The 12,479-nt window shown below is 69.6% G+C and carries 12 protein-coding genes and 1 riboswitch; of the genes, 3 read left to right on the forward strand and 9 right to left on the reverse strand.

The features are described 5' to 3' along the window. Positions 1-68: 68 nt before the first annotated feature. Together ribB and GGR64_RS05780 are read right to left on the reverse strand one after the other, a co-directional pair. Positions 69-1,196, reverse strand: coding sequence for a 3,4-dihydroxy-2-butanone-4-phosphate synthase (gene ribB / locus GGR64_RS05775; RefSeq protein ID WP_184645192.1), 1,128 nt, complete (start codon positions 1,194-1,196; stop codon positions 69-71). A gap of 112 nt (positions 1,197-1,308) precedes the next feature. Further along, a complete protein-coding gene (locus GGR64_RS05780) occupies positions 1,309-1,908 on the reverse strand; it encodes a riboflavin synthase (protein ID WP_184448390.1) in 600 nt (199 codons plus the stop codon). A gap of 79 nt (positions 1,909-1,987) precedes the next feature. Then, a riboswitch (FMN riboswitch) is annotated at positions 1,988-2,152 on the reverse strand. A 215-nt stretch (positions 2,153-2,367) separates the two neighbouring features. On the opposite strand from GGR64_RS05780, the gene GGR64_RS05785 reads away from it, so the two are divergent. After that, positions 2,368-2,991 carry an outer membrane beta-barrel protein gene (locus GGR64_RS05785; protein ID WP_184644513.1) on the forward strand — a complete coding sequence of 208 codons (624 nt, stop codon included), beginning with the start codon at positions 2,368-2,370 and terminating at the stop codon, positions 2,989-2,991. An 88-nt stretch (positions 2,992-3,079) separates the two neighbouring features. On the opposite strand, the gene ribD is transcribed toward GGR64_RS05785, so the two are convergent. From ribD to GGR64_RS05815, 6 genes are all read right to left on the reverse strand, one after another. Continuing rightward, on the reverse strand, positions 3,080-4,189 hold the full coding sequence (gene ribD, locus GGR64_RS05790) for a bifunctional diaminohydroxyphosphoribosylaminopyrimidine deaminase/5-amino-6-(5-phosphoribosylamino)uracil reductase RibD (protein WP_184644515.1): 1,110 nt from the start codon (positions 4,187-4,189) through the stop codon (positions 3,080-3,082). Continuing rightward, positions 4,186-4,668, reverse strand: coding sequence for a GNAT family N-acetyltransferase (locus GGR64_RS05795; protein WP_160966571.1), 483 nt, complete (start codon positions 4,666-4,668; stop codon positions 4,186-4,188). The genes ribD and GGR64_RS05795 overlap by 4 nt, the downstream gene beginning before the upstream one ends. 4 nt (positions 4,669-4,672) lie before the next feature. Next, positions 4,673-5,203 carry a transcriptional regulator NrdR gene (gene nrdR, locus GGR64_RS05800; protein ID WP_010340907.1) on the reverse strand — a complete coding sequence of 177 codons (531 nt, stop codon included), beginning with the start codon at positions 5,201-5,203 and terminating at the stop codon, positions 4,673-4,675. A gap of 105 nt (positions 5,204-5,308) precedes the next feature. Then, a complete protein-coding gene (gene glyA / locus GGR64_RS05805; RefSeq protein ID WP_184644517.1) occupies positions 5,309-6,577 on the reverse strand; it encodes a serine hydroxymethyltransferase in 1,269 nt (422 codons plus the stop codon). Between the two features lie 123 nt (positions 6,578-6,700). Beyond that, positions 6,701-7,207, reverse strand: a complete 507-nt coding sequence (locus tag GGR64_RS05810; RefSeq protein ID WP_184644519.1) for an RcnB family protein — start codon at positions 7,205-7,207, stop codon at positions 6,701-6,703. Positions 7,208-7,317: 110 nt separating this feature from the next. Continuing rightward, the gene (locus GGR64_RS05815) at positions 7,318-8,301 is read right to left on the reverse strand and encodes a helix-turn-helix transcriptional regulator (protein ID WP_326520308.1); all 984 of its coding nucleotides are present in this window, start codon (positions 8,299-8,301) and stop codon (positions 7,318-7,320) included. A gap of 144 nt (positions 8,302-8,445) precedes the next feature. On the opposite strand from GGR64_RS05815, the gene GGR64_RS05820 reads away from it, so the two are divergent. Together GGR64_RS05820 and ettA are read left to right on the forward strand one after the other, a co-directional pair. Then, positions 8,446-9,918 carry an MFS transporter gene (locus tag GGR64_RS05820; protein ID WP_260302854.1) on the forward strand — a complete coding sequence of 491 codons (1,473 nt, stop codon included), beginning with the start codon at positions 8,446-8,448 and terminating at the stop codon, positions 9,916-9,918. 138 nt (positions 9,919-10,056) lie between these two features. After that, entirely contained in the window at positions 10,057-11,718 is a 1,662-nt protein-coding gene (gene ettA / locus GGR64_RS05825) for an energy-dependent translational throttle protein EttA (protein WP_160970653.1), read from the forward strand. A 186-nt stretch (positions 11,719-11,904) separates the two neighbouring features. Here ettA and GGR64_RS05830 read toward each other — a convergent pair whose 3' ends face one another. Continuing rightward, the gene (locus GGR64_RS05830; RefSeq protein ID WP_160970655.1) at positions 11,905-12,420 is read right to left on the reverse strand and encodes a peptide deformylase; all 516 of its coding nucleotides are present in this window, start codon (positions 12,418-12,420) and stop codon (positions 11,905-11,907) included. Positions 12,421-12,479: the final 59 nt, after the last annotated feature.

Below are 12,479 nucleotides of genomic sequence, written 5' to 3' on the forward strand. Positions count from 1 at the left end.
GCCCGGAATGCGATCCAGGGGAACCGCGTAGTCGGCTGAGCACCGCCAATGGCGAGAATCGCTCGGAATCAGCTTTTACCGATTCCCCAATCCCGATTCCCGATTCCCGGCTCAATGTGCTCCACCACCTCCAGCCCGAACCCGGCCAGGCCGATCTGCCGGCGCGGCGTGCCGAGCACGCGCAGCTTGCCCAGGCCCAGGTCGGCCAGGATCTGGCTGCCGGCGCCGTTGCGCCGCCACTGGCCCACGTCCTTGCCGTGCGCCGCCTCCGGCTGCGCGCGCAGCCGCGCCAGCAGCGCCTCACTGTCGCGCGGCGCGGACAGCACCACCATCACCCCGCGGTCGGCCGCGGCGATCGCGCGCAGCGCGTCGCTGGCCGCCACGCCGAAGTCCTCGCGGCGCCAGTGCAGCAGATCGGCGAGCGGATTCTCCACCTGCACCCGCACCAGGGTCGGGGTGTCGGCGTCCGGGGTGCCGCGAACCAGGGCGAAGTGCAGATCGTGGGCGATGCGGTCGCGGTAGGTGACCAGGGTGAAACCGCCGAACTCGGTATCGATGGGCCGCTCGTCGATGCGTTCGACGGTGTGCTCGGTCGCCAGGCGGTAGGCAATCAGGTCGGCGATCGAGCCCATCTTCAGGCCATGGGTGCGGGCGAACTCCTCCAACTGCGGACGCCGCGCCATGCTGCCGTCGGGATTGAGCACCTCCACCAGCACGCCGGCCGGCTCCAGCCCCGCCAGCATCGGCAGGTCGCTGGCCGCCTCGGTGTGGCCGGCGCGGGTCAGCACACCGCCGGGCTGGGCGATCAGCGGAAAGATGTGGCCGGGCTGGCTGAGGTCGTGCGGCTTGGCATCGGGCTTGACCGCGGTGCGCACGGTGTGGGCGCGGTCGTAGGCGGAGATGCCGGTGGTCACGCCTTCGGCGGCCTCGATGCTGACGGTGAAGTTGGTATGGAACTGCGCGGTGTTGCGCTGGACCATCGGCGCCAGGCCCAGCTGCGCGCAGCGCTCGCGGGTCAGCGACAGGCACACCAGGCCGCGCGCGTGGGTGACCATGAAGTTGATGTCCGAGGGCTTGACCAGCTCGGCGGCCATGATCAGGTCGCCCTCGTTCTCGCGGTCCTCGTCGTCGACGATGACCACCATGCGGCCGGCGCGGAGTTCTTCCAGCAACTCGGGGACGGAGGCGAAATTCAGGCTCGGGGTAACGGAAGGCGACATGCGGGGACTCGCGGAAAGACGGAGGGTGCCGCGCGCGCCGCAGGCAGCGGCGTGGCGCGACGAAAAGGCGAAACGGATGCGGCCAGGATCAGTCCTGGCGGCCCTGCAGCAGGCGTTCGACGTAGCGCGCGACCAGGTCGATCTCCAGGTTCACCGCCGCGCCGACGGCGGTCTGCGCGAACGCGGTGTGCGCCACGGTGTGCGGGATCAGCGCGACTTCGAAGCCTTCCGCATCGACCGCATTGACGGTGAGGCTGACCCCGTCCACGCAGATCGAACCCTTCTTGGCGATGTAGCGCAACAGCGCCGCCGGCGCGGCGAAGCGCCAGCGCTGCGCGCGCGCGTCGTCGTGGATCGACAGCACCTGGCCGAGCCCGTCGACATGGCCGCTGACCAGGTGCCCGCCGAGGCGGTCGCTGGGGCGCATCGCCCGCTCCAGGTTCAGCGCCGCGCCCTCGGCCAGGCGGCCGAGCGTGGTCAGCGCCAGGGTCTCGGTGGAGGCGTCGGCCTGGAACGAGGCGGCGTCGAACGCGATCACGGTCAGGCACACGCCGTTGACCGCGATGCTCTCGCCCAGGCGCACGTCGGCGAACGGCAGGCTGCCGGTGGCGAAGGTGAAGCGGATATCGCCGCCCTGCGGCTGGCGTGCGGCGAGATGGCCGACGCCTTCGATGATTCCGGTGAACATAGCTACGTTTCTCGCAATGGGGTGAGCGAAAAACGCCACAAGGCAAACAGGCACGCGCACAGCCGCAAGGCTGCGCGAAGGCCGTCTTCTTTCATCCGGACTATACCGTCGGCTCCGGCATCGCACCGGATCTGCTGACCTTCCCGATTTCGACGCGTCGCGCCTGCGCCGGGAAGCGCTCGCGGGCTCGTGCGCGAACGCACCTACCGCCGGTGGGGAATCGCACCCCGCCCTGAAGACGTTTGTGGTCGCCGGCGAACCGGCCCGCGCATTCTAGCAGGCGCGGCATACGGGCCCGGCCTGCATTACCCATCGCGGCGGGACGCTGCATCACGCAGCCCGCCGCGAAGACAGGAATGTGAAATATATGTTAAGATCCTGTTTGCGACAGGAGACGTCGCCTGTGTGCCGCCCTGCATTGGGACGATGACACTGCCATTCATCCGGAGAGCACCACCCATGCGCAACACACTGATCCTGGCTGCCCTGTTGGCGGCCGCACCTTTTGCCGCGTCGGCCGAAGGCCTGAGCTACAACTATGTCGAAGGCGGCTGGAACCGCACCGACATCAACGTCAATGCGTCCTCCGAGGACGTCAACGGCGGCTACCTGCGCGGTTCCTGGCAGATCGCCGAGCCGGCGTATGTGTTCGCCGGCTACCAGCGCGCCAGCGAAGACTTCGCCCTGTCCGAGGTGTACAGCGGCAAGGTGACCGTGCAGCAGGCCAACCTGGGCATCGGCTACCGCCAGGAAATGACCGAGCGCGTCGATTTCATCGCAGACGCCAGCGTGTTGCGGATCAAGGCCGAAGCCGACCTGCGCGAGGACGGCGTGCGTCTGGGCCGCGGATCCGATTCCAGCACCCTGGGTGCCGTCAATCTCGGCTTGCGCGGCAAGCCCTCGCCGCGGACCGAAGCCTGGATCAAGGCCGGCTACATCGACGGCAGCGATGCCGACGAAGGCAAGTTCGTCGGCACCCTCGGTGGCCAGATCAACTTCACGCGCACCTGGGGCATGGTCGGCGAAATCGAATACATCGATGACGCCAGCCAGTACAAGGTCGGCGTGCGCGCAAGCTTCTGATCAAAAGCGCGGCGTTTTGCGCGCACAAAGGGCACGCCGGCATACACCGCCGGCGTGCCCTTTGCGTTTATGCCTCACATTGATGGACTCAGCCCACCAACGGGAGATAGCGCAAGCGCAGGTCCTGCCCCAGGTGCACCACGTCGGCAAGCTGCAGCGGCACGCGCTGCGCCATCGTGTCGATGCCGAGCCCAGCCAGTAGCGGGCGGGCGGTATCGCCCAGCAGCAGCGGCGCCATGTACACCAGCACTTCGTCGACCACGTCGGCGCGCAACAGTGCGCCGCCCAGCGTCGCCCCGGCCTCGACCTGCACCTCGTTGATGCCGCGCTCGCCGAGCAGGCGCAGCGCCGCGTGCAGGTCGCAGCGGCCGTCGTGCAGCGGCACCGCGGCGAAGGCGGCATGCTCCAGCGCCGGCGGCACGCAGTCCGGCGCGTGCAGGTACAGGGTCGGCGCGCTGCCGTCGCGGACCTTGGTCTGCGCCAGGCTGCGCAGTTGCGCGTCCAGCACCACGCGCAGCGGCGGCGCCACTTCGATCGCGGCATCCAGGCGCACGGTCAGTGCCGGATCGTCGGCCAGCACGGTCCCGGCGCCGGTGAGGATGGCGCCGGCGCGGGCGCGCCAGTGCTGCACATCCTGCCGCGCCGCCGCGCCGGTGATCCATTTCGATTCACCGCTGGCCAGCGCGGTGCGTCCGTCCAGGCTGGCGCCGAGCTTGATCCGCAGCCATGGCCGGCCGCGCTCCACCCGCGACAGGAAACCGCGATTGAGCGCACGCGCCTGCGCCTCCATCAGGCCGGTCTGCACCGCGATGCCGGCGGCGCGCAGCAGCGCGAAGCCGCCGCCGTTGACCTGCGGGAACGGATCGGCCATCGCCGCCACCACCCGCGTCACCCCGGCCTCGATCAGCGCCAGCGCGCACGGCGGGGTGCGGCCGTAGTGCGCGCACGGCTCCAGGGTCACGTAGGCGGTGGCGCCGCGGGCGCGTTCGCCGGCGGCGCGCAGCGCGAACACCTCGGCGTGCGGTCCGCCGGCGCGCTGGTGGAAGCCCTCGCCCACCACCACGCCGTCGCGCACGAGGACGCAGCCGACCATCGGGTTCGGGCGCGTGGTGTAGGCGCCGCGCTCGGCCAGGCGCAGGGCCTGCGCCATCCAGCGATGGTCGTCGGCGGAGAAGCCGGGGACGAGGTCGGCACTCATGCGGATGCGGCGGCAGCGCCGGCGTCGCGGCGCATCACCACGATCTGTAGCGGCCCCAGCGGCAGGTCGGCGTGGCGCCGCCAGCCCAGGCGCTCGTAGAACGGCACCAGCACCGGCTCGCAGTACAGGTACAGCCACTGCACGCCGAAGCGCGCGGCGGCCTGCACGCAGTGCGCGACCAGGGCGGCGCCGACGCCGGCACCGCGTGCCTGCGGCCGCACGTACAGCGTGGCCAGCCATGGCGAAAACTGGCGGATGCGCGCGTCGTCGTTCTGCAGCAGGCTCACCGATCCCAGCCAGTCCTCGCCATCCAGCGCGATCCAGGTGGTGGGAATGCGGCGATCGTCGCGATGGCTGCGCAGGTCGGCCTCGGCCTCCACCACGTTCCATTCCGGCAACAGCGGGCCGAACGCCTGCAGATGCTCCTGCGCCAGCGCCGGGATGTGCTGCGCCGCCTCGGCCAGACAGACGATGCGCATGCGCTCAGCGCTTGCCGGTCTTGTCGCCCGGCTTGGCCGCGCGCACCAGGTCCAGCAGCGGCAACTGCTCGCTGCCCACCGGCAATTCGCGCTCGAGCTTCTCGATCTCCTCGCGGAAATCGGCCACGTCCTGGAAGCTGCGGTACACCGAGGCGAAGCGCACGTAGCCGACGTGGTCGAGCTTGCGCAGCTCGGCCATCACGTACTCGCCGACCCGGATCGAGGGCAGTTCGCGCTCGCCGGACATGCGCAACTGGTGCACCACCGCGCGCACCGCCGCCTCGATCTGCTCCTCGGCCACCGGCCGCTTCTGCAGCGCGCGGTCGAAGCTGGTGCGCAGCTTGCGCGCATCGAACGCCTCGCGGCCGCCGTCGCTCTTGATCACCGTCGGCAGCTTGAGTTCGATCGTCTCCAGCGTACTGAAGCGCTCACCGCAGGCCTCGCACTCGCGACGCCGGCGGATCGTCGCGCCGTCCTCGGACACGCGCGAATCGATCACCCGGGTATCGGTGTGCTGGCAGAAGGGACAGTGCATCAGGGGCCGGGATTGGGAATTGGGGATTGGGGATTGGAAAAAGCGGGCGTCTCAGGAGCGGAGCTTACGCTCCATCCCGAATCCCCAATCTCCAATCCCCGCCGCTCAGCCATACACCGGATACTTGCGGCACTGCGCGGTCACCGCGTCGCGCACGCGCGCCAGCACGGTGTCATCGGCCGGGGCGTCGAGCACGTCGGCGATCCAGTTGGCCAGGTCGACGCAATCCTGTTCCTGGTAGCCGCGGGTGGTGATCGCCGGGGTGCCCAGGCGCAGGCCCGAGGTCACGAACGGCGAGCGCGGGTCGTTGGGGACCGAGTTCTTGTTGACGGTGATGTGGGCCTTGCCCAGCGCCGCTTCCGCGTCCTTGCCGGAGACGTCGCGGCCGATCATGTCGACCAGCATCAGGTGGTTCTCGGTGCCGCCGGAAACGATCTTGTAGCCGCGCGCGATCAGGGTCTTGGCCATGGCCTGCGCGTTCTTCACCACCTGCTGCTGATAGGTGGTGAACTCCGGCTCCAGCGCTTCCTTGAACGCCACCGCCTTGGCCGCGATCACGTGCATCAGCGGGCCGCCCTGGATGCCGGGGAAGACGATCGACTGCAGCTTCTTGGACAGGTCTTCGAGCTTGTCGCCGGCGCCGGCGGCACTGGCGAGGATGATGCCGCCACGCGGGCCACGCAGGGTCTTGTGGGTGGTGGAGGTGACCACGTGCGCATGCGGCAGCGGAGTCGGGTACACGCCCGCGGCGACCAGGCCGGCCACGTGCGCCATGTCGACGAAGAAATACGCGCCGACCTTGTCGGCGATGGCGCGGAAGCGCGCCCAGTCGATCACCTGCGAGTAGGCGGAGAAGCCGGCCACCACCATCTTCGGCTTGTGCTCCACGGCCAGCCGTTCGACCTCGTTGTAGTCGATCAGGCCCTGGTCGTTGACGCCGTACTGCACGGCGTTGAACAGCTTGCCGGAGGCGTTGACCTTGGCGCCGTGGGTCAGATGGCCGCCATGCGCCAGCGACATGCCGAGGATGGTGTCGCCCGGCTGCAGCAGCGCGAAGTACACCGCCTGGTTGGCCTGCGAGCCGCTGTGCGGCTGCACGTTGGCGTAGTCGGCGCCGAACAGTTGCTTGACCCGGTCGAGGGCCAGTTGCTCAGCGACGTCGACGAATTCGCAGCCGCCGTAGTAGCGCTTGCCCGGGTAGCCTTCGGCGTACTTGTTGGTGAGCTGGCTGCCCTGCGCTTCCATGACCAGCGGGCTGCAGTAGTTCTCGCTGGCGATCAGCTCGACGTGGTCTTCCTGGCGGCCGGCTTCGGCGGCGATGGCGCGGGCCAGGTCGGGATCGTAGGTTTCGATGCGGGCGTCGCGCGGGAACATCGGGTCTCCAGGGGGCATGGACAGAAGGCAGAACGCTAGTTTAAGCCCCGCGCAGCGCCCAGGGCGAACCAAAACGCAGACGGCCTCCCGGAGGAGGCCGTCTGCTGGTGCCGCGGCAGGGGTTCAGCGGCCGCTGAGCACCAGGTCGGCGATGATGCCGCTGGCGATGGCGACCAACAGCAGGTTGCCGGTATCGTCGCGCACCCAGCGGTAGCCGTGGGGCGGGCGCCGGACCTGGTAGCGGTCGTAGTCGTAGACCACGTAGTTCGGACCGTAGTAGCGCTGGCCGCGCGCCCAGCGCGGCGGACCCGGGCGGTAGTAAACGACGTCCGGTCCGGTGCGATAGCCGTCGCGGTAGCCGCGGTCATAGGCACGGCGGGCGTCGCGGCGGTCGCGCTCACGGTCGCGCCAGTAACGCTCGCGATCGGCGTCGCGGTAGCCGCGGTCGTACCAGCCATGGTCGCGCGGACCCGGTCCCGGCGGCGGAGGCGGCGGCCCCGGAGGACCCGGCGGGCCCCAGCCCGGGCCCGGGCCCGGGCCGCCCGGACCCCAGGCGAATGCGGGTGGCGCCATGAAACCCAGCGCCAGCGCGGACGAGAGGGCAATTGTGGCAAGGCGTTTCATGTTCATGGCAACTCCGTCACGTGGTGTGGCGATTGCATTTAGGCCCTTGCCATCTGAACCGCCTCCTTCTGGAATCGGTTACGTATTCAGCTTTCCTGATCGGACTAAGAAAGCGTTCATCCATCAGGGTTTGCGGCCTGTGCGTGCAGGCGCAACAGCGCCGCCTGCGCTGTGTCATCGGCTGGCAAATAGACCACCAGGCGGTTGCCGTTGCGCGGCGCCGACCACCAGTTGACCTGGTGCAGGCGCAGCTCGCCTTCCTGCGGATGGCGGAAGCGCTTGAGCTGGTTCTCCACGCCCCGCACCTCGCGCCGCTGCCGCCACAGCGCATCGAACTCGGGCGAGGCGGCACGGTAGCGCGCCAGCAAGGCCTCCCATTCCGGCTCGCCCAGGTGTTCGGCCATCGCCGCGCGCAGCAACGCCACCATGTGCTGCAGCACGTCCTGCCGATCGAGCAATGCGTCGCGCCAGCGCGGATTGGTGAAGGCCTGATAGACGCAGTTGCGATCGGTGTCGGGCAGGTCGGCCAGGGTCACGCCCATCAGCCGCTCGAAGGCCGGGTTGGCGCCGAGGATGTCGAAGCGCGGGGTCTGCAGCATCGCCGGCCACGGCCCGAGCTGATCGAGCAGCATGCGCGCGGTGCCGGTCAGGCGTTCGCACGGCGGCGCCGCCAGGGCGGTCGTGCCGCCCACGCCGGCCAGTGCCAGCACGTGCGCGGTTTCGACCTCCGAACACTGCAGGGCGCGGGCGATGGCGGTCAGCACGCGCGCCGAAGCGCGCACCGGGCGCCCCTGTTCCAGCCACGTGTACCAGGTCACGCCGACATCGGCGAGCAAGGCCACCTCCTCGCGGCGCAGGCCGGGGGTGCGGCGCCTGCCGCCGCGCGGCAGCGCCAGGCGCGCCGGATCCAGGCTCTCGCGGCGGGAGCGCAGGAAGGCGCCAAGCGCGCGGGCACGCTCGCTGGCCAGGGCCGGGCCCGACGACGCTGCAGGCGTCGCAAGCGCGGCGGCCCTCTCCGGTGTGGAGGTGGAATGGGCGAGGTCCAGTTGCATCGTCTTCTCCGCTTCGTTGTCCGCCAGTGCCACGATCCCGTGCGACACACAGCGCTCGCTGCGCCGCCATTTCCGGTCATGCCGCCGGGGACGTCGCACCCAGAGCAACCGTCCGAGATCGCAGGGAGGCACTATCAGTACCAGGATAAATGAGTCCTTGTACCAGTTTAGAGGCTCTCCATACTGCGCGCCATGACCACGCCCTCCCCCGTCTCCACCATGTCCGCCACCGCCCCCACCCTGAGCCGCCGCGGCCTCGGCATCCTGCTGATCGGGCAGATGCTGCCGTTGATCGACTTCTCCATCCTCAATGTCGCGCTCGGCTCGATCGCGCGCACGCTGCATGCGTCGGCGATGCAACTGGAGCTGATCGTGGCCGTCTACGGCGTCGCCTTCGCGGTGGGCCTGGCAGCAGGCGGCCGGCTCGGCGACAACCTCGGCCGGCGCCGCGTGTTCGGTGCCGGCGTGCTGCTGTTCGGCCTGGCCTCGTTGCTGTGCGGCGTGGCCGGCTCGGTGACGGCGCTGCTGGCCGGGCGCACGCTGCAAGGGCTGGGCGCGGCACTGGCGGTGCCGCAGATCCTCGCCACCATCCACGTCAGCCTGCACGGCAAGGCGCACGCGCGGGCGCTGGCGCTGTACGGCTCGCTGGGCGGCATCGCCTTCGTCATCGGCCAGGTACTGGGCGGATCGCTGGTCAGCGCGAACATCGCCGGCTCCGGCTGGCGCAGCGTGTTCCTGATCAACCTGCCGTTCTGCCTGCTGGCGCTGGCCTGCCTGCGCGCCGTGCCGGAGACGCGCGCGGCACGGCGGATGCCGCCCGACCTGGCCGGCGCCGGGCTGCTGGGGCTGTTCCTGGCCTGCCTGCTGCTGCCGTTGGCGCTGGGCCCGGCGCTGCACTGGCCACCGGCATGCCTGGCGGTGCTGGCCGCCTGCCTGCCGCTGCTGGCGGCACTGACCCGGGTCGAACTGTGGCAGGAACGCCGCGGGCGGACGCCGCTGCTGCCGCCGGCCTTGCTGCGGCTGCCCAGCGTGCGCTTCGCGCTGCTGGTGGGCGGGGTGTTCTTCACCTGCTGGAGCGGCTTCATGTTCGTGCTGGCGCTGACGCTGCAGACCGGCGCCGGACTCTCGCCGCTGCAGTCGGGCAACGCCTTCATCGTACTGGGCGCGGCCTACTTCGCCTCCGCGCTGGTCAGCGCCCGCGTCGCGGCGCGCTGCGGCCCGGTGCCGACGCTGCTGCTCGGCTGCCTGGTGCAGATGCTGGGCCTGCTGGCGCTGGGCTGGACGCTGCACGCGGTGTGGCCGCATCCGGGCGCACTCAACCTGGCTCCGGCAACGGCGCTGATCGGCGCCGGCCAGGCCTGGATCGTGGCCAGCTTCTACCGCATCGGCCTGTCGCAGGTGCCCACCGACCATGCCGGCGCCGGCAGCGCAATGCTTTCCACCATCCTGCAGGCGGCCATGGGTCTGGGCCCGGCCGCGCTGGGCGCGATCTACGCCCACGCCCGCGGTGGCGGCAGCCTGGCCGCGATGCAGGCGGCGCTGCACAGCGAGTGGCTGGCGATGCTGCTGCTGGTGCTCTGCGCACTGTTCTATCTGCGCCGGCAACGTCGTGCCGGCACATCGGCAACGGCACCGAGCGCGGCGCTGCCGCCGATCGCCGAGTAGGCCGCGCGGCAACGCCCGCGCGTCTGGTGCCGCAACCGCGCGGCAAAGAATGCAGGCGGCCGTCCGGCTATAATCCGTCATCCCTTTCGACGCCCTCCGGCCGCCGGCCGGCGGGCGCCCTGCGCCTTTGGAGCCGCCATGTCGCAATACATCTACACCATGAACCGGGTCAGCAAGACCGTGCCGCCCAAGCGCCAGATCATCAAGGACATCTCGCTGTCGTTCTTCCCCGGCGCCAAGATCGGCCTGCTCGGCCTCAACGGCGCCGGCAAGTCCACCGTGCTGAAGATCATGGCCGGCGTGGACACCGATTTCGAAGGCGAGGCGCGTCCGCAGCCCGGCACCAAGGTCGGCTACCTGGCGCAGGAGCCGGAGCTGGACCCGAACAAGACCGTGCGCGAGTCGGTCGAGGAAGGCGTGGGCGAAGTACTGCAGGCGCAGGCCGCGCTGGAAGCGGTGTACGCCGCCTATGCCGAGGAAGGCGCTGATTTCGACGCGCTGGCCAAGGAACAGGAGCGCCTGGAGGCGATCCTCGCCGCCGGCGATGCGCACACCCTGGAGAACCAGCTCGACGTGGCCGCCGACGCACTGCGGCTGCCGCCGTGGGACGCCAAGATCGCCAACCTGTCCGGCGGCGAGAAGCGCCGCGTGGCGCTGTGCCGGCTGCTGCTGCAGAAGCCGGACATGCTGCTGCTCGACGAACCGACCAACCACCTCGACGCCGAGTCCGTCGAATGGCTGGAGCAGTTCCTGGCGCGCTACAGCGGCACCGTGGTCGCGGTCACCCACGATCGCTACTTCCTCGACAACGCCGCCGAGTGGATCCTGGAACTGGACCGCGGCCGCGGCATTCCGTGGAAGGGCAACTACACCGAGTGGCTGATGCAGAAGGACGAGCGCCTGAAGCAGGAAGAGAACCAGGAGAAGGCGCGGCAGAAGGCGATCCAGAAGGAACTGGAGTGGGCCCGGCAGAACGCCAAGGGCGGCCGCTCCAAGGGCAAGGCGCGTCTGGCGCGCCTGGACGAACTGCAGTCGGTGGATTATCAGAAGCGCAACGAGACCAACGAAATCTTCATCCCGCCGGGCGAGCGCCTGGGCAACTCGGTGATGGAGTTCAAGAACGTCTCCAAGAAGTTCGGCGACCGCCTGCTGATCGACAACCTGTCGATGATCATCCCGCCGGGTGCCATCGTCGGCATCATCGGCCCCAACGGTGCCGGCAAGTCGACCCTGTTCAAGATGATCACCGGGCAGGAGAAGCCGGATTCGGGCGAGATCGTGGTCGGCCCGACCGTGCAGCTGTCGTACGTGGACCAGAGCCGCGACAAGCTGGAAGGCAACCACAACGTCTTCCAGGAAATCGCCGGCGGCCTGGACATCCTCAACATCAACGGCATCGAGATCCAGTCGCGCGCCTACATCGGCCGCTTCAACTTCAAGGGCCAGGACCAGCAGAAGATGGTCGGTTCGCTGTCCGGTGGTGAGCGCGGCCGCCTGCACATGGCCAAGACCCTGCTGCAGGGCGGCAACGTGCTGCTGCTCGACGAACCGTCCAACGACCTGGACATCGAAACCCTGCGCGCGCTGGAAGACGCGCTGCTGGAGTTCCCGGGCAACACGTTCGTGATCTCGCACGATCGCTGGTTCCTCGACCGTATCGCCACCCACATCCTCGCCTTCGAGGGCGACTCGCACGTGGAGTTCTTCCAGGGCAACTACCGCGAGTACGAGGAAGACAAGAAGCGCCGCCTGGGCGACGATGCCGGCCCCAAGCGCCTGCGTTTCAAGGCGCTGAAGTAAGCTGCAGCGCGTTCGTGCAGCACCCGCCACGGCCCGCCTCGCGCGGGCCGTGTGCGTTTTGCGGTCGTATCTGCGATGACGTTTGCAGGGATGCTCGTGGGAGCGGCTTCAGCCGCGACCGAGGCGCTACCGGTAACGCCCGGTCGCGGCTGAAGCCGCTCCTACGAAAAGCAGGTCGGTCCTGCGCTACAGCTCGTACGACAGCACGTCCTCGAAGCCGAACTTGTCGAAGTCGCGGATGCGCGAGGGATACAGCCGGCCGATCAGGTGGTCGTGCTCGTGCTGCACCACGCGGGCATGGAAGCCCTCGGCCTCGCGCTGCAGCGGGGTGCCGTCCGGCAGCACGCCGCGGTAGCGGATGTGCCGGTAGCGCGGGATCACCGCGCGCAGCCCGGGAATGGACAGGCAGCCCTCCCAGCCATCCTCCAGTTCGTCGGACAGCGGCTCGATCTCGACGTTGGCCAGGGCGGTGCGCGGCACCGGCGGCGCCTCCGGATAGCGCGCGCTGCGCTCGAAACCGAACACCATCAGTTGCAGATCCACCGCGATCTGCGGCGCGGCCAGGCCGACGCCGCGCGCGGCGTCCATGGTCTCGAACATGTCGGCCACCAGCGTGTGCAGCTGCGCGCTGTCGAAGTCGGTGACCGGTGGCGCCTGGCGCAGCAGACGCGGGTCGCCCATGCGGATGATGTCGCGGATCATGTGCGGACTCCTGAACGGGGATGCCCGCGATTATCCGCCGTGGCGGCGATGCGTGCAGC

Source organism: Xanthomonas sp. 3307, assembly GCF_014199735.1.
GTDB lineage: Bacteria > Pseudomonadota > Gammaproteobacteria > Xanthomonadales > Xanthomonadaceae > Xanthomonas_A > Xanthomonas_A rydalmerensis.